This is a genomic window from Thalassorhabdus alkalitolerans (assembly GCF_042656525.1).
Taxonomy (GTDB): domain Bacteria; phylum Bacillota; class Bacilli; order Bacillales; family Marinococcaceae; genus Thalassorhabdus; species Thalassorhabdus alkalitolerans.
Genome location: NZ_JBHSOZ010000008.1, coordinates 36,009 through 61,539, shown reverse-complemented (window position 1 = coordinate 61,539; position 25,531 = coordinate 36,009). Strand labels below are relative to the sequence as shown.

Sequence of the window (25,531 nt, the reverse complement as noted above, 5' to 3'; positions counted from 1 at the left end):
TACATTCTTAAGTGTTCAATACTTTATCATGAGGGTGAAGAGTATCCGGATAAATTTCGGTCGGATAGTTTCCAGTAAAACACGCAAGACACTGGCCACAGCTTGAACTTTCCTGCTTGCGTCCAATTCCTTTTAACATCCCATCGACGCTCAAAAAGGACAAGCTGTCAGCGCCCATCATTTCTCTCATCTCTTCAACCGAGTGACTTGATGCAATGAGCTCCGACTTTGTAGATGTATCAATACCGTAAAAACAAGGATGTGTAATTGGCGGCGAACTGATCCGCACATGTACCTCTTTCGCTCCTGCATCCTTTAATAGCTTTACAATACGTCTGCTTGTTGTCCCGCGCACAATCGAGTCATCTACCATGACCACTCTCTTTCCTTCTACAATGCCTCGGACAGCAGATAGCTTCATTTTCACTCCCTGTTCCCTAAGCTCCTGAGAAGGCTGGATAAATGTTCTGCCCACATAGCGGTTTTTTATGAGGCCAAGCTCATAAGGAATGCCAGCTTCCTCAGCATAACCGATAGCTGCAGAAATGGAGGAATCAGGTACGCCGGTTACAACGTCAGCTTCAACAGGCAGTTCTTGTGCCAATTGTCTTCCAAGGTTTTTCCTGGCACTATGGACGTTAATCTCATCTACATTAGAATCAGGTCTGGCAAAGTAAATATACTCCATGCTGCAAATGCTCCGAGCAGAAGAGGAAGAGAAAATTTCTGAGTGCATGCCATCAGCATCAAAGGTTATAAGTTCTCCAGGCTGTACTTCACGTAAATATTCAGCACCCACAACATCAAAAGCACAGGTCTCAGAAGAAATGACATAGCCTTCCCCAATTTTACCTATGGACAATGGGCGCAGGCCATTTGGATCTAAAGCAACCATCAGCTTGTTCTCTGTCATGACCGCAAAGGCATATGCTCCTTTAATCATGGATAAGGCATTGGTGACTTTATCCTCGAGCCTTGGATACACGCTTCTTTTGACCAGGTGGGCGAGGACCTCCGTATCTGAAGTAGATTGAAAAATGCTCCCTTGTCCTTCAAGCTGATGCTTTAGTCCATTGGCATTCACTAAATTTCCATTATGAGCAACAGCAAGACCGCCTGTTTGAGATTGAAAAAGTAATGGCTGACAGTTTACAAGACCGCCGCCGCCCGCTGTAGCGTAGCGGACGTGGCCGATAGAAGCGTGCCCCTCCAGCCTTTCGAGGTCTCCTTCTTTAAATGCTTCCGTTACTAGTCCTAATCCTTTGTGGATTGACAGCTTGTCCCCGTCACTGACAACGATCCCTGCACCTTCCTGTCCACGATGTTGCAGACTGTGAAGTCCATAATAGGTAATCTGGGCTGCATCCTTATGATTCCAAACTGCAAAAACACCGCACTCTTCATTTAACCCTTTGATTTCACCAAGCATGGAATAGCTCCTTTCCAGGCCTCCTCCACTTTTTTCGTGGAAGCCTGCAGCACTACTTCTCCAGAATGTTGTTGTACCTTTAACATTGACTGACCGGTCACTTCACCAATTTGTGTACTGTTTCTAACAATCTCTTCGAATTTAGCTTTATCTTCAGGCTTCACACTTACAATAAATCTGGATTGACTTTCAGCAAACAACTGGGTCACAGTATCTCCTTCGATGGCAACCTCAGCTCCTAATTCTGTGTTCATCACACTTTCCGCTAAAGCAATTGCCAATCCGCCTTCTGCCACATCATGGGCTGAAGCGATTACTCCAGTGCGAATCGCTTTTAACAGCATCTCCTGTTGAAGCTTCTCTGTTTCCAAATCAATGTGAGGAGCTTTTCCGGAAATGGATCCATCAAGCATTTGCTGAAGTTCACTGCCACCAAATTCTGCTTTTGTTTCACCAATTAAATAAATTAGATCTCCTTTAGTTTTAAAGGTCTGGGTGGTGATATGAGAAAGATCTTCTATTAAACCAACCATCCCTACTACCGGAGTTGGGTAGACCGCTCCTTTTTTCGTTTCATTGTAAAGGGAGACGTTTCCTCCAATTACAGGCGCATGCAATTCACGACAAGCCTCACTCATCCCATCTGTGGATTTTTCGAGCTGCCAGAAAATCTCTGGGTTTTCAGGACTTCCATAATTTAAGCAATCAGTCACTCCGAGGGGCTCTCCCCCTGAACAAACAATGTTTCTTGCCGCTTCTGCCACAGCTATCTTTCCGCCAGCTTCCGGGTCAAGGTAAATATAGCGGGAATTACAGTCAGTTGTCATGGCGAGAGCCTTGTTTGTGTCTCTTACACGAATGACTGCTGCATCAGATCCCGGGTGAACAACGGTATTGGTCTGCACCATGTAATCGTACTGATCATACACCCACTCTTTACTGGCGATTGTAGGCCGCTTCAGCAATTGATAAAACGTATCTTCTATACTCTCAACAGCAGGAACGCTGTGTTCTTTTTCCTGGAATTTCTTAAAATAAGAAGGTTCTTTTGATGGCTGGTGGTACACTGGTGCATCTTCTGCCAATGCATCTACAGGCACGTCCGCCACTGTTTCGCCCTTATGAATTAAGCGAAGGTTTTTATCCTCTGTCACCGTCCCAATTTCAGCTGCAAGAAGATTCCACTTTGCACAAATATCTTTCACTTCTTGTTCGTGTCCTTTTTTGACAACGAGAAGCATTCGTTCTTGAGATTCTGAAAGCATCATTTCGTATGGCGTCATATTCAGTTCACGCTGAGGAACAAGGTCAAGGTTCATTTCAATGCCTGATCCGCCTTTGCTCGCCATTTCTGCTGAAGAAGATGTTAAGCCTGCAGCACCCATGTCTTGAATCCCGATCAAAGAATCCAGCTGAACAAGCTCTAAACAAGCCTCAAGCAAGAGCTTTTCCATAAAAGGATCTCCCACTTGAACTGCGGGTCTTTTGCTTTCCGATTCTTCACTTAACTCTTCAGAAGCAAACGTCGCTCCGTGAATGCCGTCTTTTCCTGTGCTTGCACCTACGTACATGACTGTATTCCCAGCACCCGCTGCTCGTCCTTTTTGAATATCCTTGTGGTCAATGAGGCCGACACACATGGCATTTACCAGCGGATTTCCTTCATAACACGGATCAAACTGAACTTCTCCGCCGACAGTTGGAACCCCCATACAGTTGCCATAGCCAGCAATCCCGGCCACTACTTCTTCAAATAAATATCGAACACGAGGAGAAGTAAGTTCCCCAAAACGAAGTGAATTTAATAAGGCAACCGGACGGGCTCCCATGGAAAATACATCCCTAAGAATTCCGCCGACGCCAGTAGCCGCTCCTTGGTAAGGTTCAATTGCAGAAGGATGATTATGGCTTTCGATTTTAAAAACTACCGCCTGCTCATCGCCAATATCAATGATTCCGGCCCCTTCTCCAGGTCCTTGCAATACTTTTTCGCCACTGACCGGGAATTTTTTAAGGAGGACTTTGGAATTTTTGTAGCTGCAATGCTCGGACCACATGACGGAAAAAAGTCCCGTTTCTGTATAGTTAGGCAGACGACCGAGAATCTTTTCCACCATGGCAAATTCTTTATCTGTTAATCCCATCTCCTGGTAGACTTTATCTGCTTTAATTTGCTCTGGTGACGGCTCAAGAAGTAAGGACATGTGATTCCCTCCAGTTTTTTAACAAAGATTGAAACAGCGTTAATCCATCAGCGCTTCCTAATATTTCATTAACTGCTCGCTCTGGATGAGGCATCATGCCAAGTACATTTCCTTTTTCATTAGAAATCCCTGCAATCTGCTCTCTTGATCCATTAATGTCATCCTTATAGGTAAATACAATTTGCTTGTTCTCTTTTAAACTTTCTAGTGTTTGCTCATCACACTCATAGTTTCCTTCACCATGAGCAACCGGAATGGAAACCACTTCTTTTTCCTTATACATCGAGGTAAACCACGTACGGTTATTTTCAACAACTAGATCAGCCGGCCTGCAAATAAATTTAAGGTCTTTGTTTCTTTTCATTGCTCCTGGAAGGAGACCCGCTTCAAGAAGCACTTGAAACCCGTTGCATACACCTAGAACTGGTTTACCTGCTTCAGCTTCCTTAATAACACTCTCCATAATCGGCGCAAAACGGGCAATCGCTCCTGAGCGAAGATAATCACCGTATGAAAAGCCTCCTGGAATTAAAATGGCATCATAATCTGCCACACTCTTCTCGGTATACCAAACGAATTCAGCCTCTTCTTTTAGTTCATCTTTAATGGCATGGTACATGTCTGAATCACAGTTTGACCCTGGAAAAACAATGACTGCAAACTTCATGAAGAGACAACCTCCTCAATTTCAAAGGAATAATCTTCAATAACCGGATTGGAAAGAAGTTTCTCACACATTTCCTTTACTCTTTCTTCAAGGTTTTCGCCGTTTTCCACAGTAAGCTCCATGAACTTCCCGACCTTAACTTCCTGCACTTCGTTGTACCCTAACGTATGAAGAGAGTTCTTTACAGCACTTCCTTGAGGGTCTAATACTCCGGACTTTAATGTAACGTAGACATGCACTTTAACCATGTTTTGCGCCTCCCAGTCTTTTTAATATCTCGCTGTAACCATCTTGCAGGCTCCCGATACCAAAGCGATATAGATCTTTATCAAACTTCTCTTTTGTATCTTTGTCCCATAAACGACATGTGTCAGGTGAAATCTCATCAGCCAAAAGAACTATTCCTTCTTGGGTCACTCCAAATTCCAGCTTGAAATCAACAAGCAGGAGATCATTTTCCAAGAAGTATGATTTCAATGTTTCATTGATTTCAAGAGCCTGCTTTTTCAGTTCCTTGACTTGTTCGGCAGTAGCAGCCTGCAGCGCTCTGATGTGATCTTCATTAATAAGCGGATCTCCCAGGTCATCATCCTTGTAGTAAAATTCAACAATGGCTGGAGCCAGCTCTTCTCCTTCAGACATTCCGGTTCTTTTCTTCAAGCTTCCGGCAACAATGTTACGGACCACTACTTCAAGTGGAATAATGTCTGTCTTTTTCACTAGCTGTTCAGTTTCAGATAACCTTTGAACAAAGTGAGTCGCTATTCCGCCGGCATGCAGTGAATCGAATAAAATGCTTGAGATCTCATTATTCAACCGTCCTTTGCCTGTCATGTTGTCCTTTTTCTCACCATTGAACGCTGTTGCTTCATCTTTGTACTCTACCCATAAGAGAGAAGGATCGTCGGTTACGAAAAGCTTTTTTGCTTTCCCTTCATAAAGAAGACCTCTTTTTTCCACTGATGAACGCCCCTTTTTCCAAATTTCAAAATAAAAAGTCTTTTTTTGCTGAAGGAAGCCTGGAACACTTCCTTCAGTCATTATATTTTCTATTCCAGGCCTACTCTTTTAAACAGCGTATCTACCTGGCTTAAATGGTGGTTATAGTCAAAGCAGTCATCAATCTCTTTTTCAGTAAGAACAGAGGTAATCTTTTCCTCTTGCTCCACGAGGGTGCGGAAAGGAACTCCTTTTTCCCACGCCTCCATTGCCTTAGGCTGAACTAAATCATAGGCTTCTTCACGGACCATCCCTTTGTTAATCAGAGTCAAAAGGACACGCTGAGAATAAATCAGTCCGAAGGTCTTCTCCATGTTTGCCTTCATATTTTCAGGGAATACAGTAAGATTTTTTACAATATTTCCGAAACGATTCAGCATATAGTTCAGGGCTATCGTGGAATCCGGCAATATGATTCGTTCTGCAGATGAATGCGAGATGTCTCTTTCATGCCATAAAGGTACATTTTCGTAAGCTGTCACCATGTGGCCCCGGATGACACGAGCAAGGCCGGTCATATTTTCAGAACCAATAGGGTTACGCTTATGAGGCATAGCAGAGGAGCCTTTTTGGCCTTTAGCAAAAAACTCTTCTACCTCACGGGTTTCACTTTTTTGCAGCCCACGGATTTCAACGGCCATCTTTTCAATGGAAGCGGCGATTAAAGCAAGCGTTCCGACGTAATGAGCGTGACGATCACGCTGCAGAGTCTGGGTTGAAATGGGTGCAGCCTCAAGTCCAAGCTTGTCACAAACAAACTCTTCTATAAATGGCGGAATGTTTGCAAAGGTTCCAACAGCACCTGAAAGTTTTCCAAACCGGACTCCCTCGGATGCGTGCTTGAAACGTTCAAGGTTTCTTTTCATTTCTTCATACCAGAGAGCAAGCTTAAGTCCAAAGGTTGTTGGTTCTGCATGGACACCATGTGTTCTTCCCATCATGACAGTGTACTTGTGCTCTTGAGCTTTATTTTTAAGTATATCGATGAAATTCTCCAGATCCTTTTGGATGATTTCATTAGCCTGCTTTAACAAATAAGAAAGGGCAGTATCAACAACATCTGTTGAGGTTAACCCGTAATGAACCCATTTACGTTCATCTCCGAGAGTTTCTGAAACCGCTCTTGTGAAAGCAACAACGTCGTGGCGGGTTTCAGCCTCAATTTCGTGAATTCTGTTCACATTAAATCCTGCGTTCTCTCTAATTTTCTTTACATCTTCTTTTGGGATTTCACCAAGCTCTGCCCACGCTTCACAGGCTACAATCTCAACCTCGAGCCAGGCATTATATCGATTTTCTTCTGTCCAAATTGATCCCATTTCCGGGCGTGTATAACGTTCAATCATGTGACTTCCTCCACTCTGTCTCTCTTTTTACATGGTTTATAGAAAAATGACCATTCAGGTATCCTGGGTTGATCAGCTTTCCTTACTACTTTTCTCTATAATAAGCATACGCTCTTTTTTACTTATTCCAAAGTCCAAGGTTGCTGGTCCGGCCTAATGCCTCTTCCACACTCTCACCCATTACAGTAATGTGCCCCATTTTCCTCTGGGGACGAGCTTCTTCTTTTCCGTAAAGGTGAAGATGCGCATCTCGAATGTCTTGAACGTGGTCTAATACCTTTGGAAGATCTTCACCTAAAATATTTGTCATAACCGCTGGTTTTAAAAGATCTGTTTTTCCAAGCGGCAGACCGCAAATGGCACGGATGTGCTGGGCAAACTGTGACGTTTCACAGGCATTAATCGTGTAATGTCCTGAATTATGAGGTCTGGGAGCCAGCTCATTCACATAAATGGTATCTTCTTCTGTTAAAAACATTTCTACTGCCAGTGTACCGACGAGTTTTATATGCTCTGCCAGCTGAAGAGCTATTGTTTCTGCTTTGTCCTTAACCTGGGCCTCCACTCTTGCCGGTACAATCGTTTGGTGGAGAATATTATGTACATGAATGTTTTCTCCCAGAGGGAATGTTGCTGTTTCGCCGTTCGTACTCCGTGTAACGATCACAGAGATCTCTTTCTTAAATGGAATCCACGCTTCAAGCACAAGCTCTCCTGATTCCTTTAAAGAGCTATAAGCCTTTTCAGCTTCTTCAGCCTGTTGAATGACCACTTGTCCCTTTCCATCATAACCGCCTCGGCAGGTTTTAAGGACTGCAGGAAGTCCTAATTCCTGGATGGATGCCTCCAGGTCCTCTAAAGAAGTAATCTCCTTATAAGGAGCAACTTCCACCCCGGCTTCTTGAATAGCTTTTTTTTCACGTATTCTGTGCTGGGTGATAAAAAGAAGGTCCTTTCCTTGCGGGAGGTAGAGATGACTTTCTAAAAAACCTGCAGTGTCCGCTTCAATATTTTCAAATTCATAGGTGAAGACATCACAATGCTCTGCCATTTCCCTGGCACCCGACTGATCATCGTAGGAAGCAATAACCTCTACGTCTGCAATCTGCCCTGTTGGCGAATTCTTTTTCGGTTCCATTACAGCAATTTTGTATCCCATTTCCCTGGCAGATAGAGCCATCATTCTGCCGAGCTGTCCGCCGCCAAGTATCCCAATTGTTTGACCAGGTATAATCACTTTACTCATAGCGTGTCACTCGTTTCTAGCACTGTATTCTTTATCTCTTCTCTGCGCTGCTCCAGTCTTTCACTTACTCCCTCGTCAAATGCTCCAATCATTTCGGCCGCAAGAAGGCCTGCGTTCGTGGCTCCCGCTTTTCCAATGGCTACAGTTGCCACCGGCACGCCACCTGGCATTTGTACAATTGATAATAATGAGTCCAGACCATTTAGTGCTTTAGATTGAACGGGAACTCCTATGACTGGGAGAGAGGTCTTTGCAGCGACCATTCCTGGAAGGTGGGCGGCTCCGCCAGCTCCAGCAATGATTACTTTCAATCCTCTGGCTTTAGCCTGTTCTGCATACTCAAACATTAAATCAGGTGTTCTATGTGCGGAGACTACTTTTTTTTCAAATGGTATGTGTAATTCCTCGAGTATGGTACAGGTATGCTCCATTGTATCCCAATCTGACGTACTTCCCATAATTACCCCGACTAAAGGTGCCACGAAGGTTCCTCCTTCATTTTTCAACAATTAAATTTCCTTTTTTTTACATAACAATACCCCGAAAAATAAGTCCCTTTCTTACGAGAGAAAGCAGACCGGGTTCCCGGGGCTTTTTTAACGAAAGATTTGCAGTAGTTATTTATTTGACCGGCAAAAGCCGGCCTCACTACCTGTAATCCCACGTGCTTCCCCCCATAGTCCAGTGATTTACGGTCACCGGGTAGAAACTTTTGGGCCTTATTCCCAATGATATATGAGGATATATGAAATTTCTTTTTTATGAATTCAGTCATTTTCTTCAGCTTTATAGTAACAAGATGGAAGAAGATCTGTCAATAAAAATCGAACATTTTTTCTTATGTTTTTATAAACGTTCGCCTTTTACTTCTTTTTCCCTTCAAAAATAACTAACTGCCTCACAGGTATAACTTCTGTCGTACCGTTTTCTTCCTTCTCTTCAAAAATCGGTTCTTCCATTCTTCTCACCGGCCTGTATCCTTCTTTGTCCATCCTTTGAAGGCATTCTGCTATGCTTTCCGTTTCCATCACTTCAAACTTTTTTTTGTCGGGCTGCTTGTTCTGCTGTTTTTGCTGCTTCTTCTTAGCCATTTTCTATGCCACTCCCTTGAATGTTCTTTGCTGATCTTTTTTTAAAAGGCTCTGTTAAAGCCCAATTTTTTATGAGTCATTCGATTGTGATAAACGCAGATGTCCTCGGAAAATAGTATGAGCCGTCGCAGAGTGGTTTTCCCTAGGGTGCAGGCAATGATCGAGGCATAAAAAAACCGTGAATTGCGAATGTTGTAATGTTGTAAAGTATATATGGATGTCGCACGTGTACCTTTAGCTCAATGAGAGCATCGTATCGAACATCTGCAACAAAATGTAACAAAGCCTATTATATGAGAATGGTGACTGTCACGCTTACTTTCTAACACCCTTAACCCAAAAGCCTCCAAAGAAAGCTTTCGGTTCATGAGAAATAATAAAAGCTTTTGGATCCAGCTGCTTAACTGTTTGATACAATACCGCTTCCGATTTCCTGGATGTTAAGATCTGCATCATCAGGCGTTCGCCCTCTCTTCCGTATGCTACCCAGTTTGTCACCCCGTACCCCTTGTCTCTTAATGCGTTCGGGATATCCGGCTCGTATTCTTTCGTAATTACATTTACGGTTATATACCCAAGTGCAAGCTTCTCTTCAATTTTCATTCCAACAATTACTCCTGTGCCATATCCTATCGCATATGCAATCAGGTTGGCAATCTGGTCCAGGTTGTCCAATACAAGCCCCAATCCAATGACGTAAATAATAATTTCTATTATACTTACACCAGCTGCAAAATACCTCTGACCTTTTAAGGTAAAAATCATTCGAATCGTAAAAAGGGTTACATATACAATGTTAATAATTAGAATGATTATTATCATTGTGACTGCATTATTAAGCAGCATATCCAGCAATCACAACACCCCGCCTTCTCATTATTTCAAAAAAATATATCATGAAAAATAAAGTGCAGGGAAGCCATAATCCTTCGTCAATTATCGTCTTTATTTTCACTATCTATCGTAATATCCTGCAGCAAATCCTCCACTTCTTCCGGCGAGGCTTTTCCAGCCCACCCAATATTTAAGGTTCCCTTTAATTCCTTTACGTGAAGCTCCTGAATCTTATAGTTAACATTTTCAATTGTCGTTTTGTTCATTGCCTCTATTTGCTTACGCAATTCCTCATTCTCTTCCTCCAGCTTCTTGATTCGCTTTTCCATATGTTGAGCCCAGCTGTAAAGGTCTATATACATTAGGATCCTCCAAACTGCTTTGAGCGGGAATTGATCATCCAATCTTTCTCTTCTATATAACTATATGAACGCCTTTACCTTTCACGACATAAAATGTTAGACCATAGATGACTGCGGAGTTTATTAATAGGAGGGGATAGTTATGAATGCTTTTGAAAAAATGATGCAATGGCAAAAGTATGCCGAAAAGGTTCTTGATGAAGACTTTTGGACCGACTTCTCTGAGGTCATGCAGCACAAGGGTCCTTATTTAAATGTGTACGAGGCGGAAAAGGAAGCTATGATTATCATGGGTCTTCCCGGCCTTCAAAGTGAAAAAGACGTTAGACTGTCAGTGGACCCTCATAAACTTTATATTAAAGGAACGTTACGCTGGAAAGAACCTGAGCATAGCCGCCCTATCCAGACTGAACTGAATCACGGAAACTTCCACCGTACTGTTGACCTTCCTTTTCCCGTAGAGGCGGAAGGCATTAATGCCGCCTACGAAAACGGACTGCTCACCATACGTTTGCCAAGAAAAACGAATGAAGAAAAATATCAAGACCATGTTCCTGTTCAATACCGAAGAAGGCCATCCCGTTAAGGATGGCCTTCTTGAATTAGACAGCGGGAGGTGCTGGAGGAGGGGGACCCGGCGGCGGCGGGGATACGTCGTCAACAGCCTCAGGCTCCTCAACATCATTTTCTTCTGGAGGCTTTTGCACAATGAGCGTCTTCCCAATATTGAGAGATGCATTGGTTGAAATGCTATCCACCTTTAAATTTAAGATAGAGACTTTTACCACTCTTGGTTATTCCTCCTTAAATAGATTTAGCTGAATTGACACTTTTAGTAAGGAATTCCGGCTCGTTTGCAACCATATCATTCACATCTGGATCAAGAAGCTGGTTTTTGTTCCAGGCAGACAGAGGAGAAAGGTCTCCAATCGCAGTATTTGTTCCCTGTGATTTATCATTTACGTTATGACCTTCATGAACAGCATTCCCAAAGTTTACCGATGCATTTGAAGAGATGTTGTTTATTTTGATATTAAAAATGTTATTGATCACTGGCATACACATACACCCTTTTCAGCCAAGTTATGGTCAGTATATGTTATTGCCCAGTATATGTGAAATACAAAAAGGCTCCCACCTAAAGAGAAGAGTTCTTCCCATTAGTGAGAGCTCATGTTTTGTGTTCAGTATTCAATTGGTCTTGACCAGGAGAATGACTCTAATGGAGTCCAATTATCAAAAGAAGATAATTAGAGATTTGCTTAGGTGTGACAATTTTATCCCAGCCTCTACTCTCTGGAAACCGAAACCTTACGTTCAGCCTGTTCTTGCTTCAGTGCAGTTAACGCCTTCTCTTCTGCAGGTATTCTAACAAACAAAAGCAAGAGAGCATTTAATATTGTAAAAACGATTGCTGTAAAATATGCACCAAATATAAGAGGCAGTGCTGCAATTTCAGTTGCCACAACGATATAGTTCGGATGCTTCACCCACCGGTAAGGCCCCTTAGCCACTTTGTTTTCCCCAGGGAGGACTATAATCTTAGTGTTCCAAAACTTCCCTAGAGAAGCCAAAGCCCACACCCTCATCACTTGAGCGGCAATAAATAAAAGGAAAAAGAAAAACCAGCCTGGTCCTGTCTGTCCTTCATTAATAGTTCCTTCAATAAGTATAGATAAAAAAAACAAAACATGAAGCAGAACAATGAACGGATAATGCTTGCTTCCGTATTCCACCGCCCCCTCTGCTTTCATCCATTTCTCATTTCTTTTGGCATACAGCAGCTCAATCAAGCGCTGAATAATTACAATTGCTACAAGTATACTGAAGAACACCATTTCACTTCCTCACTTCCATTCAAGCCATACAAGCTCAGAGCTAAATCCCGGACCCAACGCTGTCAGCAGTCCTTCTTCTCCAGCAACCGGCTGTTTATTCATGGTTTCCTTAAGTACATACAATACAGTCGGAGAAGACATGTTTCCATAGTGGGCTAATACTTTTCTTGAATCCTCAGTTTTTGCCTCTGTAAAGGACATTGCCTTTTCGTAAGCAGTGAGCACCTTCTTCCCTCCAGGATGGGCGACAAAGTAGGAAATCTCTTCAACCGTTTTGCCGATTGTTAACAGGAATTCTTCTACATTAGGCTTAAGCCACGATTCTATTATGCTTGGAATATCCCTTGAAAAGATCACATTTAAACCATTATCCTTTACGTCCCATCCCATCACATCTTCGGAATCTCTCATCAATGTAGATTGGACTTCCTTAGTATTGGGGTAAGCCTTTTCCTTCTTTTCGTTTGTTTCAATTTGATCCCCTTCTATTAACGCGCAAGCCACTCCATCAGAAAAAAGAGAAGTGCCAATCAGGTTGCTTTTGGTAGTATCTTCTCTTTGGAAGGTCAGGCTGCATAATTCAACACATAAAACCAGAACACGTGCCCCAGGATAAGCCAGGCAATATTCATGAGCCCTGCTGATTCCTGCAGCGCCTCCGGCACACCCGAGGCCCCAAAGGGGAATACGTTTTGTATGAGCTGGAAACTCCAGCATATTCATAATTCTCGCTTCGATCGAGGGTGTGGCAAGTCCTGAACTTGAGACATATATAATAGCGTCGATCTCCTTAGCAGTAAGGTCGTTTTCTTTCAGACAACAGGTGACCGCCTCACTTCCTAGACTGACTGCTTCTTGTATATATAAATCATTTCTCTCTTGAAAGCTGTGATCACCTGTAAACCACTCTAACGGTTTTACCAGATTTCGATTTTCTATTTGTCCATTCCCAAACACCGTTAATAACCTGTCGATGTCATAGAAATGATCCTTAAACATTTCTCTTACTACCCTCATGGTGTCTTGCTGAGATACCTGGCAGGGCAAGTCCACTGTGCTGACCGATCGTATAACCGGCATGACCTCACATCCTCTGATTTTCACCTCTGTTGCTTCATTCATTCCCACGCGTGCTAAAGGATAAACTCGTAAGAATCTTTTAATAAGCAACTAAGAAATTTAACGTTTGCTGATAGAGAGAACGGGAAGTAAAATATAAGCAGGTTTTTTCCTATATAAAAGAAATCACTCTCTCGGTTTAAGCTACAATGATTCCCCTTATGCATAATCCCGAGAAACTTCACCAACCAATCTAAAAGGAGTTCTGGTATATGGACAGCACGGGTCTTGTTCTAGAAGGGGGCGGCATGCGAAGCGCCTATACAGCAGGTGTCCTGGAATTCTTCCTGGATTCAAATATACGATTTCCCTATGTCATAGGAGTTTCCGCCGGCGCTTCTAACGCTTGCTCCTACCTTTCAGGACAAAAAGGCAGAAATAGAAAAGTGGGAATTGACCATGTTAGAGACCCTCGTTTTTTAAGCTTCCGAAACCTTTTTAAAGAAGGAAGCCTCTTTGGCATGGATTTTATCTATAAAGAAGTACCTACCAAAATTGAGCCCTTAGATGTAACCAGCATTTCAACTTGCCCGGAACGGTTTGTTATTGTAACGACTGACTGCCAAACAGGCGAACCATATTACATTGATCACTCTGATGACATAGAGCTATTGGATGCTGTTCGTGCTTCAAGCAGCCTTCCTTTTATCGCTCCTATGGTACAATTTAAGGGAAAAGAGCTTCTTGATGGGGGAATCGCTGACCCCATTCCTCTCCGCAAAGCATTTAACGACGGGTTTGAGCAGAACCTTGTTGTTCTTACTCAACCCAAAGGCTATCGAAAAAAGCCTTACAAATTAAAAAAGCTGGCGGAAAAGCTATATCCACAGCACGAAAAATTGATTCAGTCAATCTTCTCCCGTCACCTTCGCTATAATCAGGCAATGGAAGAGGTCGAAAAACTAGAAGAAGAAGGAAGAATCAAAGTCCTCCGCCCCTCAAGGGAAGCCTGTATCACTTTTATAGAAAAGGATGAAACAAAATTATCCTCCTTATATGAAGCAGGTTATAAGGATGCCAAAAGCTCCTATGAAGAGATCATGCCATGGCTTGAGCGGAAAGCAGCTGCTATTGCAAAGTAAACACAGAGACACTGTTTAAGCCGGGCAGGATATGGAGCCCGGTTTTTTTTGTGAGCAGAAAAAATTTTATTTACCTTCCTTTGGGCTGCTGGCCACCTTTTCCTTACACTCTTTCCATGCTTTTGATACAATTCATTACAGGAATCGAAGTAACCGGGAGGAGAAAGCGTATGAAAGATACAGGTCTTGTTTTAGAAGGAGGGGGCATGCGCGGTCTATATACAGCCGGAGCTCTGGAATACTTTTTAACCCATAATATTCATTTCCCTTACATTGTTGGTGTCTCAGCAGGAGCATCTATGGCCTGCTCCTATTTATCCCGCCAGCACGGAAGAAACAAGCAAGTTAACATTGGGCTTGTAAATGATCCAAGGTTTCTGGGCTTTCGGAACCTCCTTCGTGAAAGAAGTTTGTTTGGCATGAACTTTCTCTTTGATGAAATCCCTACTAAAATTGTTCCGCTGGATTTTAAGGAAATTGCAGAAAGCGATCAAGAGCTGGTTATAGGAACGACAGACTGCAGAACCGGCAAGCCTTATTACATTAAAAGCAGCCAATGTGACGATTTACTCAATGCTGTGCGTGCTTCCAGCAGCATTCCCCTTCTCTCACCTGTTGTAAATTATGAGGGAAGAGAGCTTGTTGATGGCGGAGTTGCAGACCCCATACCAATAAAAAAAGCAGAAGAAGCAGGATACAAAAGAAACATTGTAATCCTTACTCGTGAAAAAGGGTACAGAAAGAAAGGATCACGAATGCAGCGAGTGACAAACAAACTGCTGCGCAAGTATCCTAATCTAATTGAAACGATAGAAACCAGGCATCAGCTCTATAATCGTACCCTCGATTACATTGACGAACTTGAAGAAACAGGTAAGATCTTTGTGCTAAGACCTTCTAGAGAGGTGTCAATCAGCCGTACAGAGAAAAGCCAGGAGAAGCTCACTACTTTATACGAAGCCGGGTACTCGGACGCTAAAGCCTTGTTTCCTGACCTTCAGGCATCCAATACTACATTGCCTTCTTAATGGCAAATCATGATTGCTTCAGTCGCCACATCCCGCTTACAAAGCGGGTTTTTTATTTAAAACGCTGGTTGTACTTCATGTAATTTTAAACAAAAGAAAAACAGGCTTTTATCATTACGTTCTAGAATACTATTCTTTAAGCGGCCTATGAGTGGCAAGAAGCCTATAGCCAATTAGACTTTGTGCCAGAAAGGAGTAAAACAATGAATAAGCCCTCCATCCTCGTTTATAATCGAATATCCTCTCCTGTTATAAATGACTTAGAAAAGGATTTCAATCTTTCCTATTTTACTGATTTGGAAGGTTTGGACAATCCTGACTTCAAAGAAGCATTAGAAAAAGCTGAAGGAATTATTAATGTAGAACTGGAAGTAAACGAAAAGCTATTGAGCCATGCTCCTAACTTAAAAGTTGTATGTAATGTCTCAGTGGGCTACGACAACCTGGATATAGAGGCTCTTACAAAGCGTAACATTATGGCAACAAATACCCCTGGTGTGCTGACTGACACAACCGCTGATGCGATTTTCTCTATATTACTGGGCACAGCCCGCCGCATCCCCGAGCTAGATCAATACGTAAAGAACGGAGAATGGACAAAGGTTCTTCCGGAGGAAAAATTCGGAACCGATGTTCACCATAAAACGCTTGGCATTATAGGTATGGGTAGAATCGGACAAGCCATTGCCAAACGTGCCAGATTCGGCTTTGATATGAACATCCTCTACTATAACCGTTCTCACAAACCCGAAGCCGAGGATCAATATGAGGCTGAGTTTGTCTCCTTTGATGAGCTTTTAAGGCGCAGTGATTTTGTCTGCTTAATGACTCCTCTGACCAACGAGACAAGACATTTGATGAACCGTGAGGCTTTCCAAAAAATGAAGAATGAAGGAATTTTTATTAACGGTTCACGAGGCGAAACAGTCGATGAAAAAGCGCTTATTGAAGCTCTGGAAGCCGGGGAAATAAAGGCTGCCGGTCTGGATGTTTTCCAGCAAGAGCCCGTTGATAAAGATAACCCGCTGCTGCATATGGAAAATGTGGTAACCACTCCTCACCTTGGCTCTTCCACTCATGAGAATGAACTAAATATGTCTCGACTGGCTGAAAAACATCTGCGTGCTGCCCTTCAAGGAAAGCAGCCAAAACATTTAATCAATGAAGAAACTGCGCCTTCATAAGCATGTGTAGTAGGAACAAATTACTTATTTAAAAACTGGAGGTTTTTTTATGTCTGATCATAAAAGTGTTGCAAACGTCGAGGATTTTCAAAAGAAAGACCAGGAACATATCTGGCATGGCATGCGTCCCCACAGCCCTGACCCATCAATGATTATCGAACATGCTATAGGCTCATGGGTTACTGACATTGAAGGTAACCGCTATTTGGATGGAATGTCTGGCTTGTGGTGTGTAAACGCTGGGTACGGAAGAAAAGAGATTGCAGAGGCTGCCTATGAACAAATGCTGGATATGCCTTACTATCCGTTAACCCAAAGTCACGTCCCTGCTATTATGCTTGCAGAAAAGCTTAACGAATGGCTTGGTGATGAGTATGTGTTCTTTTTCTCCAACAGCGGCTCTGAGGCCAATGAAACAGCATTTAAGCTTGTGCGTCAATACTTCCACCAAACAGGACGCCCCGGAAAACATAAATTTATTTCCCGTTACCGTTCCTATCACGGAAATACGATAGCAACATTAGCGGCGACCGGTCAGGCCCAAAGACGCTACAAGTACGAACCGCTAGCCCAAGGCTTTCTTCACGTGACCCCACCTGACTGCTACCGCTGCCCTTTTGGGAAGGAAGCTGAATCCTGCAGTTTGGAGTGTGCAAATGAAATTGACCGGACGATGACCTGGGAATTAAGTGATACAGTAGCCGGGGTTATAATGGAGCCTATCATTACAGGAGGAGGCATCCTTGTTCCACATGATAATTACATGAAAAGAGTGAGAGAAATTTGCGATAAACATGATGCCCTCCTTATAGCTGATGAAGTAATCTGCGGCTTTGGGAGAACTGGAAAACCGTTTGGTTTCATGCATTACGATGTGAAACCGGACATTATTAGCATGGCAAAAGGAATTACAAGCGGCTATCTCCCGCTCTCAGCCACTGCTGTCCGCAAGGATATATACGAAGCTTTTAAAGGAGACGACAAGCATGACCACTTCCGTCATGTAAACACATTTGGCGGCAATCCAGCGGCCTGTGCTGCAGCCTTGAAAAATCTGGAGATTATGGAAAGTGAAAAGTTAGTTGAAAACTCTGCAACCCTGGGCAAAAAACTTCTCGAAGACCTAAAGACGCTTGAATCCTTGCCGAACGTGGGAAGCATACGAGGAAAGGGTCTCCTTGCCGGGATAGAGCTTGTACAGGATAAAGAGACCAAGGAACCACTAGATGAAAAGATTCTCGCCAAAATTGTTGGCTCTTGCAAAAAGAAAGGACTTATTATTGGAAAAACGTCAGATACAGTTGCCGGCTATAATAATATTCTGGCACTTTCCCCTCCTTTAAATTTAAACGATAAAGATTATAAATTCCTGCTTGAAACCTTTACTGAGACGGTAAAAGAAGTGTTGGCATCTGCTTAATTTTTAATCGTTTACATTTGAATTCGCTTTTATGACAGAGTTTAAAGTAAAATAAGACTAGGTTCTGTCCGCCTGGTCTTATTTTCGTTCCACGGACATTTCTCTTTTAATCTATACATAGTAGGAGTTGATTGCATGACATACCGTATTGCAGTGATACCAGGGGATGGTATTGGACCAGAAGTAACCACTGAAGGGCTTAAGGTGTTAAAAACGATTGAAGAGTTAGATCCTTCCCTGTCATTTTCGTTTGAAAGCTTCCCATGGGGTTGTGAATATTACACGGAAAACGGAAAAATGATGGATGATGACGGCATTGAAAAATTAAAGGACTTTGATGCAATCTATTTAGGAGCTGTTGGATTTCCAGGTGTTCCTGATCATATTTCTTTATGGGACCTTTTGTTGAAAATAAGAAAAGGCTTTGATCAGTATGTGAACCTCCGCCCTATAAAACTATTAAATGGCTCATCCACTCCGTTAAAGGACGATCCAAAGCTCAGAAACATCGATATGCTCGTTGTACGTGAAAATAGTGAAGGAGAGTATGCCGGTGCAGGCGACTGGCTTTTTAAAGGAAAGCCTGAAGAAGTGGTTCTGCAGACTGGGGTCTTTTCCCGAAAAGGAACGGAAAGAATTATCCGTCACGCTTTTGAAATTGCGAAAGAATCCGGTAAATCATTAACAAGCATAAGCAAAGGGAATGCCCTCAATTACTCGATGGTATTCTGGGATGAAGTGTTTGAAGAAGTAAGTCAGGACTATCCGGAAGTCACCACTTATTCTTACTTGGTTGATGCAGCCGCCATGTTCTTTGTCACTGACCCCGGAAGATTTGAAATCGTTGTCACCTCCAACCTGTTTGGAGATATCGTAACAGATTTAGGGGCAGGCTTAGCCGGAGGACTTGGTCTGGCTGCCGGAGCAAACATTAACCCGGAACGAAATTACCCATCCATGTTTGAGCCTGTTCACGGTTCCGCTCCTGACATTGCTGGAAAAGGCATTGCAAATCCTCTGGCTGCCGTGTGGTCAGTCAGTCAGATTTTAGACCACTTTGGTCACGAAGACTGGGGTGCACGCGTTTTAGAAGCAATCGAAACTGTACTAACTGAGAAAAAAGCAAATACTCCTGATTTAGGGGGCGATGCTTCGACTAGCGCCGTTGGAACCGAGCTTTGCCGTGTCCTTGAAGAAAAATTTAAAAATGAATAATGATTGAAAAAAGGACTTCGCATGTTGCGAAGTCCTTTTTTGACATTACTTCTGTGCCAGGTTTTCCAAGGCATCCACTGCAAGCTGGGCCATGATTTCTGTCCCTGGTACTAACGTATCCTCGTTAAATTCAAATTCCTCATCATGAAGAGGCTTCTGTCTTTCCCTTCCAGGAATGGCTGTGCCAATCCAATAAAAGAAGCCCGGATATTCTTCTAAAAACCGCCCAAAGTCCTCTCCACCAAGGCTCGGCTGTACTTCTGGCATTGATTTTTGCCCGACAATTTTTTCTACGGAAGAACGCAATGTCTCTTCCCATTCTTTGGAGTTGACCACTGCAGGATATCCATCCAGATATTCCAGCTGAATTGTCACCCCCATTGCTTCTTCAAGGCCTGAGAGAATGTCTTCCATTCGGCTTCTTGCTGTTTCTTTTACATCATCTTTATACGTGCGAAGTGTTCCTTCTATGGTTACTTCGCCAGGAAGAACGTTATAGCGTTTCCCACCATGGATTTCTCCAAGAGTCAGCACAGCAGACTCTAAAGGGTCCACGCTTCGGCTGATAATGGTTTGCAGGTCACTAATCACTTGTCCTGCAACCACAATTGCATCCTTCCCTTGATGAGGCTTGCTGGCATGCCCTCCTTCTCCTTTAATAGTTATCTTAAAGCGGTCAGAGTTCGCTTGAACGGGTCCAGAAAGCACCCCTACCTCTCCCACTTCCAATTCTGGCTGAGCGTGTTGGGCAAAGATGGCATCAGGCTTGTGTTTAGAAAACACCCCGTCTTTCATCATATCTTCAGCGCCTCCGATAGGCGAAAGCTCCTCCGCTGGCTGAAAGACAAGGAGAACCTTGCCGGGCAGCTTATCCTGCTTCTTTTTTAAGATAAGCGCAACCCCCATCAACATGGCAGTATGAGCATCATGCCCGCACGCATGCATGACCCCTTCCTTCTTTGAAGCATAAGGGAGTCCGGTTTTTTCATCGATAGGCAATGCATCCATATCCCCACGAAGAGCGATCGTTTTCCCTTCCTTTTCTCCCTCAATAATCGCCAGGATACCATGGGTGGCAAACCCAGTTTCATATGGTATGTCATGCTCGTCTAAAAATTTCTGAATCGTTTTTGAGGTATGCTCTTCCTCTTGGCTTAATTCTGGGTTTTCGTGAAAGTAACGTCTGTATTCTATGAGTGTTTCTTCTATTTCTTTCCCAAGCCCTTTGATTTCCAGACTCATGCTTTTTCCTCCTTATACGCAGTAATACTTGAGTCAGTAAATACTCTTACTTGTCCTATACCCGATTTTCATTCTGCAAACATGTTTTTCAGGATGTATAGGGCTTTTATTCAATGTAGGTTTTAGCAGTTTGCTTATAAGCAAAGTGGTATAAATAAATGAGTTTTTGCTTAAAACGCTAGAATGAAACAACTGAAGCAAGGACAAATATTTCGATCCAGACTACCGATAAATAAGCCCAAATAAGAAAAAGTCACCTGGAATTATGCCTGGATACCCATATATTACGAACGTGTGTAATGATTTTTGTATGTAAGAGCATGATCATCAACCCTGCAGAAGTGTGCACCAATAGTCGGGGTCCAGTGCCCCATAATTGTTATTCTATTGTTGAAAGGGAGGTCATGATGATGGATTCACTGGAAAATATGAATGGAGCAATAAGCTATATTGAAGATAATTTGATGCATGAAATCGATTTTCAAGAAGTGTCAAGAATTGCACAATGTTCGGAATACCACTTTAAAAGAATGTTTTCATTCCTGGCTGGCGTGTCGCTTTCAGAATATATCAGACGACGTCGACTGACACATGCTGCTTTTGATTTGAAGAATAGCACTGAAAAGGTAATAGATATAGCAATGAAATATGGCTATCATTCACCAGATGCCTTTACAAGAGCCTTTCAAAGCCTTCATGGAGTTACTCCGACAGAGGCACGCCTCCATGCTCATTCAATCAAAGCTTTTCCAAAAATGACCTTCCAACTAACAATAAAAGGAGGAACAGAATTGAATTACAGAATTGAGGAGAAAGGCGCATTTCGAGTGGCAGGTTGGAAAAAAAGGATTACACTGGTGCCTGCAGGTACAAACCCTGAAATATCGGGGATGTGGGAGTCTATTAGTGATAAAACATATACACAAATTGAAAGCTTAGCTGAATTAGAACCTAGAGGGATCATCAATGTATGTACGAATTTTTCTGAGGGACGAAGTCAACATGGCGAACTGGATTACTACATTGCAGCTGCTACAACGAAACAATGCCCAGAAAATTTGGAAGAGCTTGAGATTCAGAAGAATACTTGGGCGGTGTTTGAGGTGGAGGGCGATTGGGATAAAGTGCAAGATGCCTGGGGAAGAATCTATTCGGAATGGTTTCCTTCCTCTGGATACGAGCATGTAGAGGGGCCGGAAATACTTGCGAGTAAAGAGAATAAAAATGAGATATGGATGACAGTAAGGAAAAAATAGAGTAGTTAAACTAAAAGGTAGAGACCCGAGGACCAACAGATGTCTTTGTTGTTAGATTTCGGTTTTCAAAGATTTGTCTGGCTTAAGGAACAGCAAAAAAATATATAAAATGAAATGCTAAATACAATCAGATTTATATCAACCCGAACTTCTTATGCTCAAGCTCCGGTCTCCCTTCTTCACGCTCTCTACCAAGGCACAAGTCCCCATAAAAAACTGCAGCCACTCTCTATGGCTGCAGCACTGCACTTAGGTTATAGCTCTACCACTTTTCTTCCTCTTACCTTTGCTTGTAAAATCTCTGATAACGTGTCAGGCAGTTCTTCAAGAGTAATTGTCTCCTCTATGGTTTCAAGCAAATCTTCTACTTTCAGGTCACCTGCCAGACGTTCCCATACGTTCTGACGACGTTCCATTGGACAATGCACCGAATCTATTCCAACTAGATTTACGCCTCGCAAAATGAAAGGAAACACACTCGTCGGTACCTTTGTGCCTCCAGTCAATCCACTTACCGCGACTGCCCCACCATACTTTACGGTGCTTAAAATATAAGACAATGTCTCCCCGCCAACAGGGTCGACAGCTCCTGCCCATCTTTGTTTATCAAGGGGCCTGATTTTTTCAGGGTTGAGCTCTTCACGAGACACAATTTCAGATGCCCCCAGTTCTTTTAAATAATTATGTTCTGATTCTTTGCCTGTGCTTGCTACCACCTCATATCCAAGCTTAGCAAGCATAGCCACAGCCATGCTTCCGACTCCTCCGGTAGCTCCTGATACTAGAACCGGCCCATCTTCAGGAGTAACACCTTCCTCTTGAAGCCTAATGACAGACAGCCCTGCAGTAAATCCAGCTGTGCCAAAAATCATTGCTTCTTTTAAGGATAGACCTTGAGGCAGCGGCACTACCCATTCCGATGGAACTCTTGCGTACTCACTGTATCCGCCGAAATGATCCACGCCAAGATCGTAGCTTGTTACAATGACCTTATCACCTTTAGAAAATGAGCTGCTATCCGATGACTCTACGACTCCGGCAAGATCAATGCCGGGCACCATCGGATAACTGGATACGATGTTTCCATTTTTGGTTGCAGCAAGTCCGTCTTTAAAGTTCACACTGGAATAATGGACTTTAATAAGTACATCACCTGCAGGAAGGTCATCTTGTTGGAGCTCTTTTACGTTGACACTTACCTCTTCATCTCCGCTTTTATCCACAACTAATGCTTTGAAAGAATTCATCATACGCCTCCAGTTTTCCTCGTATTTGTATGCACTTCTCTCTTTTTCCACTCCTTACAGACTCACCTATATTGTAAGGCCTCTTAAGGGCATCTATCAATGAATAAGGGAAGCGCTTTATTTATACGGAATTAAAATTATTAAACTACAAAAAAAATACAGGTGCAGAATTGCCACACCCGTATCCATAATAAAACGCAGCCCCCCGATTGGAGAACTGCGTGGTTTCATAAATTCAACTTGCTGTGTTCAAGAATGTTCATTAGTATTGGTGGAGCATAGCGGGCTCGAACCGCTGACCTCCACACTGCCAGTGTGGCGCTCTCCCAGCTGAGCTAATGCCCCATTTTTCTCATTATATTAGGAGAATCAGATCATTTGCGTTCTTTGTTATATTATCTCGCAAGAAGAATGTTTCTAAAATATAACAAGGTTTTCGACATAAGTCAACATTTATTCTACCCTTCTTTTTATTTTTTAAAACTTTTTATTTTCTCTTCACTTCTAGTATTAGTCAAAAGAAAAATATATGGATTTTAAAAAGAAAAACAGTGCTTTTTTATTCCTTTTATTTCTTTTTTTATCTATTTTTTTCTTGTTACACTGGTTGAAGATTATTCTACGAGATGATGGAGAGGGAAAATTGTTTATGTATGGCACGGATCTATTATTTTGGGTAAATTTGATTATTCTTTTAAGTGGTATTAGCCTGCTGTTTCTTATGGTTAATGCAGGGATGAGAAAATGGCTTAACCTGAAGAAGAAACCGTGGTTTACCAATGACTATGTCAACGATACTCATAAGAAAATCGATTCTTTTTTCTCCAATTCACCTTTCTTGGGCTGTTAGCATTGAGTGTGCTTGTCACGGCTTATAACGGACGAGAACCAACAAAGCAGCCTGCAGAGCTCACCTGGCTGCACTCACCTTTGATTATACCTTTGGGCTACTACTTTCTGGTTGAAAGTGTTCGAGCGGTGATGGAGTGGAAATACGCGTCTCATCCAAAAGCCTGCCTTTACACAGTAAGTCAAATGTTCTTTTTTGCTGCCATTTTATTTCTTATGTTTATGACTGACTTTTTCGGTCTGCTGTGAAGCATTCCTTTGTACATAGTGAGATGCTCAAATTTCAAGGTTGTCCTCCCCTTCTTCCCCTCACCTGAATTGAACATTTTATCAAGATACAAAAAGGCCTGCTTCCTTAATAAGGGAAAGCAGGCAGGCATTTCATTTATTCTCCAAGAAAGATAAAGTAAGCAAGGAAAACAAAGAACAGTAAAAACATGATAGGGTGAACTTCCTTTGTACGTCCTTTCATTACCATCGTAATTGGGTAGAAAAGAAAACCAAGGGCAATTCCGTTTGCAATGCTGTAGGTTAAAGGCATGGCGACAACCGTTAGAAAAGCCGGAACAGCAATTTCAAGCTTCTTCCAATCGATAAGGCCAAGGGAAGCTGCCATTAACACCCCTACAATAATTAATGCAGCAGATGTTACTTCCTCTGTTACCACAGCTAATAGCGGTGAAAAGAACATGGCAATCAAGAATAATCCAGCTGTCACGACTGATGCGAACCCGGTTTTCCCTCCGGCAGCCACACCTGCCGATGATTCAATATAAGCTGTTGTTGTTGATGTTCCAAGCAGTGCTCCAATAGATGAAGCAGAAGAGTCAGACAGCAAAGCTTTACCAGCTCTAGGAAGCTTATTATTTTTTACAAAACCGGCTTGGTTTGCTACCGCATATAGTGTTCCAGCGGTGTCAAAAAAGTCCACAAACAAGAAAGTTAATATTACGATTAACAGCTGGACCATTAAGGTAGTGGTCCATTCGACTTCAAACAAGCTGGTAATCGCGACACCAAAGGTTGGTGCCAGGCTTGGTACAGAACCTACTACTTGGCTTGGCATATCAATTAAGCCAACAATGATTCCAGCAATTGACGTGATAATCATCCCGTAGAAAATTCCTCCACGAAATCCTCTAACCATTAAAATGACAGTTACCACAAGACCAAAGGCTGCCAGCAGTGTTGTTGCCTCGCTCATGTCTCCAAGCGTAACTGCGGTTGCTTCATAGGGCACAACGATGCCGGCGTTTTTCAAGCCGATAAAAGCGATGAAAAGACCAATACCAGCTGCAGCAGCATACTTCAGCTCAGCAGGGATTGCATTAATGATAGCTTCCCTGATTCCTAATAATGAAATGATAATGAAGATAATACCTGAAACAAATACTCCAAACAAAGCAAGCTGCCATTCAATCCCCATTCCAAGCACGACTGTATATGCAAAAAATGCGTTGAGACCCATTCCAGGTGCAAGAGCTATTGGATATTTAGCAACAAGTCCCATAATGAGAGTTCCTAAAGCCGCAGCTAACGCTGTTGCTGTAAAAACCGCCCCTTCATCCATGCCTGCGTCCGCCAATATCAGTGGATTGACAAACAATATATAGGCCATGGCCAAAAATGTCGTTAACCCGCCAACCGCTTCCTGGCGGTAGCTGGTGTTATGTTCTTTAAAATTAAAGTACCGATCCATGCTTTTCCCCTACTTTCTTTTCTCCAGTGCTTTTATAATATATTGTTCCTTACAGAACTTTTTTTATTGCCTGCAGCCGTTGAAAGTATGTTCTATCTAGCACCATGGTCTCCTGGGAGCAATAAAAAATGCTTCAGGTATCTACCTGAAGCATCAACAACAAAAAATCCTTAC

Annotated in this window: 27 protein-coding genes, 1 tRNA gene and 1 riboswitch; of the genes, 9 read left to right on the top strand and 19 right to left on the bottom strand. The window is 42.7% G+C overall.

What is annotated here, in order from left to right; all coding sequences use genetic code 11:
* Positions 1-7 precede the first annotated feature (7 nt).
* The 11 genes from purF to gerPC all read right to left on the bottom strand — a co-directional run bounded on the left by purF (position 8) and on the right by gerPC (position 10,178).
* A complete protein-coding gene (purF, locus tag ACFPU1_RS14020) occupies positions 8-1,429 on the bottom strand; it encodes an amidophosphoribosyltransferase (RefSeq protein ID WP_385942277.1) in 1,422 nt (473 codons plus the stop codon).
* Positions 1,405-3,633 (bottom strand): phosphoribosylformylglycinamidine synthase subunit PurL, encoded by a 2,229-nt coding sequence (gene purL / locus ACFPU1_RS14015; RefSeq protein ID WP_385942274.1) that lies wholly within the window; start codon positions 3,631-3,633, stop codon positions 1,405-1,407. Before purL ends, purF begins: the two co-directional genes overlap by 25 nt.
* Positions 3,617-4,300 carry a phosphoribosylformylglycinamidine synthase subunit PurQ gene (gene purQ, locus ACFPU1_RS14010; protein WP_385942271.1) on the bottom strand — a complete coding sequence of 228 codons (684 nt, stop codon included), beginning with the start codon at positions 4,298-4,300 and terminating at the stop codon, positions 3,617-3,619. The genes purL and purQ overlap by 17 nt, the downstream gene beginning before the upstream one ends.
* Complete coding sequence (gene purS / locus ACFPU1_RS14005; protein WP_054635940.1) at positions 4,297-4,548, bottom strand: phosphoribosylformylglycinamidine synthase subunit PurS; 252 nt, start codon at positions 4,546-4,548, stop codon at positions 4,297-4,299. Before purS ends, purQ begins: the two co-directional genes overlap by 4 nt.
* Positions 4,541-5,260, bottom strand: coding sequence for a phosphoribosylaminoimidazolesuccinocarboxamide synthase (gene purC / locus ACFPU1_RS14000; protein WP_385942267.1), 720 nt, complete (start codon positions 5,258-5,260; stop codon positions 4,541-4,543). The genes purS and purC overlap by 8 nt, the downstream gene beginning before the upstream one ends.
* Before the next feature lie 89 nt (positions 5,261-5,349).
* Positions 5,350-6,645, bottom strand: coding sequence for an adenylosuccinate lyase (gene purB / locus ACFPU1_RS13995; RefSeq protein ID WP_054635939.1), 1,296 nt, complete (start codon positions 6,643-6,645; stop codon positions 5,350-5,352).
* A gap of 118 nt (positions 6,646-6,763) precedes the next feature.
* On the bottom strand, positions 6,764-7,891 hold the full coding sequence (purK, locus tag ACFPU1_RS13990; RefSeq protein ID WP_385942263.1) for a 5-(carboxyamino)imidazole ribonucleotide synthase: 1,128 nt from the start codon (positions 7,889-7,891) through the stop codon (positions 6,764-6,766).
* The gene (gene purE, locus ACFPU1_RS13985) at positions 7,888-8,373 is read right to left on the bottom strand and encodes a 5-(carboxyamino)imidazole ribonucleotide mutase (RefSeq protein ID WP_385942260.1); all 486 of its coding nucleotides are present in this window, start codon (positions 8,371-8,373) and stop codon (positions 7,888-7,890) included. Before purE ends, purK begins: the two co-directional genes overlap by 4 nt.
* 175 nt (positions 8,374-8,548) lie before the next feature.
* A riboswitch (purine riboswitch) is annotated at positions 8,549-8,650 on the bottom strand.
* A 104-nt stretch (positions 8,651-8,754) separates the two neighbouring features.
* Entirely contained in the window at positions 8,755-8,982 is a 228-nt protein-coding gene (locus ACFPU1_RS13980; protein WP_385942257.1) for an NETI motif-containing protein, read from the bottom strand.
* 315 nt (positions 8,983-9,297) lie between these two features.
* Entirely contained in the window at positions 9,298-9,828 is a 531-nt protein-coding gene (locus tag ACFPU1_RS13975) for a DUF2179 domain-containing protein (RefSeq protein ID WP_385942418.1), read from the bottom strand.
* 86 nt (positions 9,829-9,914) lie between these two features.
* A complete protein-coding gene (gerPC, locus tag ACFPU1_RS13970; protein WP_054635936.1) occupies positions 9,915-10,178 on the bottom strand; it encodes a spore germination protein GerPC in 264 nt (87 codons plus the stop codon).
* Between the two features lie 142 nt (positions 10,179-10,320).
* Between gerPC and ACFPU1_RS13965 the strand changes: the two genes are divergently transcribed.
* The gene (locus ACFPU1_RS13965; RefSeq protein WP_385942253.1) at positions 10,321-10,764 is read left to right on the top strand and encodes an Hsp20/alpha crystallin family protein; all 444 of its coding nucleotides are present in this window, start codon (positions 10,321-10,323) and stop codon (positions 10,762-10,764) included.
* A gap of 16 nt (positions 10,765-10,780) precedes the next feature.
* On the opposite strand, the gene ACFPU1_RS13960 is transcribed toward ACFPU1_RS13965, so the two are convergent.
* The 4 genes from ACFPU1_RS13960 to ACFPU1_RS13945 form a co-directional block, all read right to left on the bottom strand.
* On the bottom strand, positions 10,781-10,966 hold the full coding sequence (locus tag ACFPU1_RS13960) for a hypothetical protein (RefSeq protein ID WP_054635934.1): 186 nt from the start codon (positions 10,964-10,966) through the stop codon (positions 10,781-10,783).
* Between the two features lie 16 nt (positions 10,967-10,982).
* A complete protein-coding gene (locus ACFPU1_RS13955) occupies positions 10,983-11,237 on the bottom strand; it encodes a spore germination protein (protein WP_054635933.1) in 255 nt (84 codons plus the stop codon).
* A gap of 230 nt (positions 11,238-11,467) precedes the next feature.
* On the bottom strand, positions 11,468-12,016 hold the full coding sequence (locus ACFPU1_RS13950) for an isoprenylcysteine carboxyl methyltransferase family protein (RefSeq protein ID WP_385942249.1): 549 nt from the start codon (positions 12,014-12,016) through the stop codon (positions 11,468-11,470).
* A 9-nt stretch (positions 12,017-12,025) separates the two neighbouring features.
* Positions 12,026-13,096 (bottom strand): type III polyketide synthase, encoded by a 1,071-nt coding sequence (locus tag ACFPU1_RS13945; protein WP_385942246.1) that lies wholly within the window; start codon positions 13,094-13,096, stop codon positions 12,026-12,028.
* Between the two features lie 251 nt (positions 13,097-13,347).
* Here ACFPU1_RS13945 and ACFPU1_RS13940 point away from each other — a divergent pair, with 251 nt between their 5' ends.
* From ACFPU1_RS13940 to ACFPU1_RS13920, 5 genes are all read left to right on the top strand, one after another.
* Positions 13,348-14,217: a patatin-like phospholipase family protein gene (locus ACFPU1_RS13940; RefSeq protein WP_385942243.1), complete on the top strand. Its 870-nt coding sequence runs from the start codon at positions 13,348-13,350 to the stop codon at positions 14,215-14,217.
* A gap of 170 nt (positions 14,218-14,387) precedes the next feature.
* Positions 14,388-15,245, top strand: a complete 858-nt coding sequence (locus ACFPU1_RS13935; protein ID WP_385942240.1) for a patatin-like phospholipase family protein — start codon at positions 14,388-14,390, stop codon at positions 15,243-15,245.
* Between the two features lie 203 nt (positions 15,246-15,448).
* Entirely contained in the window at positions 15,449-16,429 is a 981-nt protein-coding gene (locus tag ACFPU1_RS13930) for a 2-hydroxyacid dehydrogenase (protein ID WP_385942237.1), read from the top strand.
* Between the two features lie 49 nt (positions 16,430-16,478).
* Complete coding sequence (locus tag ACFPU1_RS13925) at positions 16,479-17,849, top strand: aspartate aminotransferase family protein (RefSeq protein WP_385942234.1); 1,371 nt, start codon at positions 16,479-16,481, stop codon at positions 17,847-17,849.
* A gap of 135 nt (positions 17,850-17,984) precedes the next feature.
* Positions 17,985-19,064 carry a tartrate dehydrogenase gene (locus ACFPU1_RS13920; RefSeq protein ID WP_054635925.1) on the top strand — a complete coding sequence of 360 codons (1,080 nt, stop codon included), beginning with the start codon at positions 17,985-17,987 and terminating at the stop codon, positions 19,062-19,064.
* A gap of 45 nt (positions 19,065-19,109) precedes the next feature.
* On the opposite strand, the gene ACFPU1_RS13915 is transcribed toward ACFPU1_RS13920, so the two are convergent.
* Complete coding sequence (locus ACFPU1_RS13915) at positions 19,110-20,306, bottom strand: M20 metallopeptidase family protein (protein WP_054635924.1); 1,197 nt, start codon at positions 20,304-20,306, stop codon at positions 19,110-19,112.
* Between the two features lie 410 nt (positions 20,307-20,716).
* Here ACFPU1_RS13915 and ACFPU1_RS13910 point away from each other — a divergent pair, with 410 nt between their 5' ends.
* The gene (locus ACFPU1_RS13910; protein WP_385942230.1) at positions 20,717-21,562 is read left to right on the top strand and encodes an AraC family transcriptional regulator; all 846 of its coding nucleotides are present in this window, start codon (positions 20,717-20,719) and stop codon (positions 21,560-21,562) included.
* Between the two features lie 254 nt (positions 21,563-21,816).
* Here the strand turns inward: ACFPU1_RS13910 and ACFPU1_RS13905 are convergent, their stop codons facing one another.
* Together ACFPU1_RS13905 and ACFPU1_RS13900 are read right to left on the bottom strand one after the other, a co-directional pair.
* Complete coding sequence (locus ACFPU1_RS13905) at positions 21,817-22,809, bottom strand: NADPH:quinone oxidoreductase family protein (RefSeq protein WP_385942227.1); 993 nt, start codon at positions 22,807-22,809, stop codon at positions 21,817-21,819.
* A gap of 269 nt (positions 22,810-23,078) precedes the next feature.
* Positions 23,079-23,154, bottom strand: a tRNA-Ala gene (locus ACFPU1_RS13900).
* 184 nt (positions 23,155-23,338) lie between these two features.
* Between ACFPU1_RS13900 and ACFPU1_RS13895 the strand changes: the two genes are divergently transcribed.
* Positions 23,339-23,659, top strand: a complete 321-nt coding sequence (locus ACFPU1_RS13895) for a DUF4181 domain-containing protein (RefSeq protein WP_385942224.1) — start codon at positions 23,339-23,341, stop codon at positions 23,657-23,659.
* Between the two features lie 8 nt (positions 23,660-23,667).
* The gene (locus ACFPU1_RS13890) at positions 23,668-23,907 is read left to right on the top strand and encodes a DUF4181 domain-containing protein (protein WP_385942415.1); all 240 of its coding nucleotides are present in this window, start codon (positions 23,668-23,670) and stop codon (positions 23,905-23,907) included.
* 136 nt (positions 23,908-24,043) lie between these two features.
* Here the strand turns inward: ACFPU1_RS13890 and ACFPU1_RS13885 are convergent, their stop codons facing one another.
* Positions 24,044-25,357 carry an NCS2 family permease gene (locus ACFPU1_RS13885; RefSeq protein WP_385942221.1) on the bottom strand — a complete coding sequence of 438 codons (1,314 nt, stop codon included), beginning with the start codon at positions 25,355-25,357 and terminating at the stop codon, positions 24,044-24,046.
* Positions 25,358-25,531: the final 174 nt, after the last annotated feature.

Excerpts from the sequence above, each read along its gene's own strand:
- purF (WP_385942277.1), bottom strand. The coding sequence starts at position 1,429 with ATGCTTGGTGAAATCAAAGGGTTAAATGAAGAGTGCGGTGTTTTTGCA.
- purL (WP_385942274.1), bottom strand. The coding sequence starts at position 3,633 with ATGTCCTTACTTCTTGAGCCGTCACCAGAGCAAATTAAAGCAGATAAA.
- purQ (WP_385942271.1), bottom strand. The coding sequence starts at position 4,300 with ATGAAGTTTGCAGTCATTGTTTTTCCAGGGTCAAACTGTGATTCAGAC.
- purS (WP_054635940.1), bottom strand. The coding sequence starts at position 4,548 with ATGGTTAAAGTGCATGTCTACGTTACATTAAAGTCCGGAGTATTAGAC.
- purB (WP_054635939.1), bottom strand. The coding sequence starts at position 6,645 with ATGATTGAACGTTATACACGCCCGGAAATGGGATCAATTTGGACAGAA.
- purK (WP_385942263.1), bottom strand. The coding sequence starts at position 7,891 with ATGAGTAAAGTGATTATACCTGGTCAAACAATTGGGATACTTGGCGGC.
- ACFPU1_RS13980 (WP_385942257.1), bottom strand. The coding sequence starts at position 8,982 with ATGGCTAAGAAGAAGCAGCAAAAACAGCAGAACAAGCAGCCCGACAAA.
- ACFPU1_RS13975 (WP_385942418.1), bottom strand. The coding sequence starts at position 9,828 with ATGCTGCTTAATAATGCAGTCACAATGATAATAATCATTCTAATTATT.
- gerPC (WP_054635936.1), bottom strand. The coding sequence starts at position 10,178 with ATGTATATAGACCTTTACAGCTGGGCTCAACATATGGAAAAGCGAATC.
- ACFPU1_RS13965 (WP_385942253.1), top strand. The coding sequence starts at position 10,321 with ATGAATGCTTTTGAAAAAATGATGCAATGGCAAAAGTATGCCGAAAAG.
- ACFPU1_RS13955 (WP_054635933.1), bottom strand. The coding sequence starts at position 11,237 with ATGCCAGTGATCAATAACATTTTTAATATCAAAATAAACAACATCTCT.
- ACFPU1_RS13950 (WP_385942249.1), bottom strand. The coding sequence starts at position 12,016 with ATGGTGTTCTTCAGTATACTTGTAGCAATTGTAATTATTCAGCGCTTG.
- ACFPU1_RS13945 (WP_385942246.1), bottom strand. The coding sequence starts at position 13,096 with ATGCCGGTTATACGATCGGTCAGCACAGTGGACTTGCCCTGCCAGGTA.
- ACFPU1_RS13940 (WP_385942243.1), top strand. The coding sequence starts at position 13,348 with ATGGACAGCACGGGTCTTGTTCTAGAAGGGGGCGGCATGCGAAGCGCC.
- ACFPU1_RS13935 (WP_385942240.1), top strand. The coding sequence starts at position 14,388 with ATGAAAGATACAGGTCTTGTTTTAGAAGGAGGGGGCATGCGCGGTCTA.
- ACFPU1_RS13930 (WP_385942237.1), top strand. The coding sequence starts at position 15,449 with ATGAATAAGCCCTCCATCCTCGTTTATAATCGAATATCCTCTCCTGTT.
- ACFPU1_RS13925 (WP_385942234.1), top strand. The coding sequence starts at position 16,479 with ATGTCTGATCATAAAAGTGTTGCAAACGTCGAGGATTTTCAAAAGAAA.
- ACFPU1_RS13920 (WP_054635925.1), top strand. The coding sequence starts at position 17,985 with ATGACATACCGTATTGCAGTGATACCAGGGGATGGTATTGGACCAGAA.
- ACFPU1_RS13915 (WP_054635924.1), bottom strand. The coding sequence starts at position 20,306 with ATGAGTCTGGAAATCAAAGGGCTTGGGAAAGAAATAGAAGAAACACTC.
- ACFPU1_RS13910 (WP_385942230.1), top strand. The coding sequence starts at position 20,717 with ATGGATTCACTGGAAAATATGAATGGAGCAATAAGCTATATTGAAGAT.
- ACFPU1_RS13905 (WP_385942227.1), bottom strand. The coding sequence starts at position 22,809 with ATGAATTCTTTCAAAGCATTAGTTGTGGATAAAAGCGGAGATGAAGAG.
- ACFPU1_RS13895 (WP_385942224.1), top strand. The coding sequence starts at position 23,339 with ATGGATTTTAAAAAGAAAAACAGTGCTTTTTTATTCCTTTTATTTCTT.
- ACFPU1_RS13885 (WP_385942221.1), bottom strand. The coding sequence starts at position 25,357 with ATGGATCGGTACTTTAATTTTAAAGAACATAACACCAGCTACCGCCAG.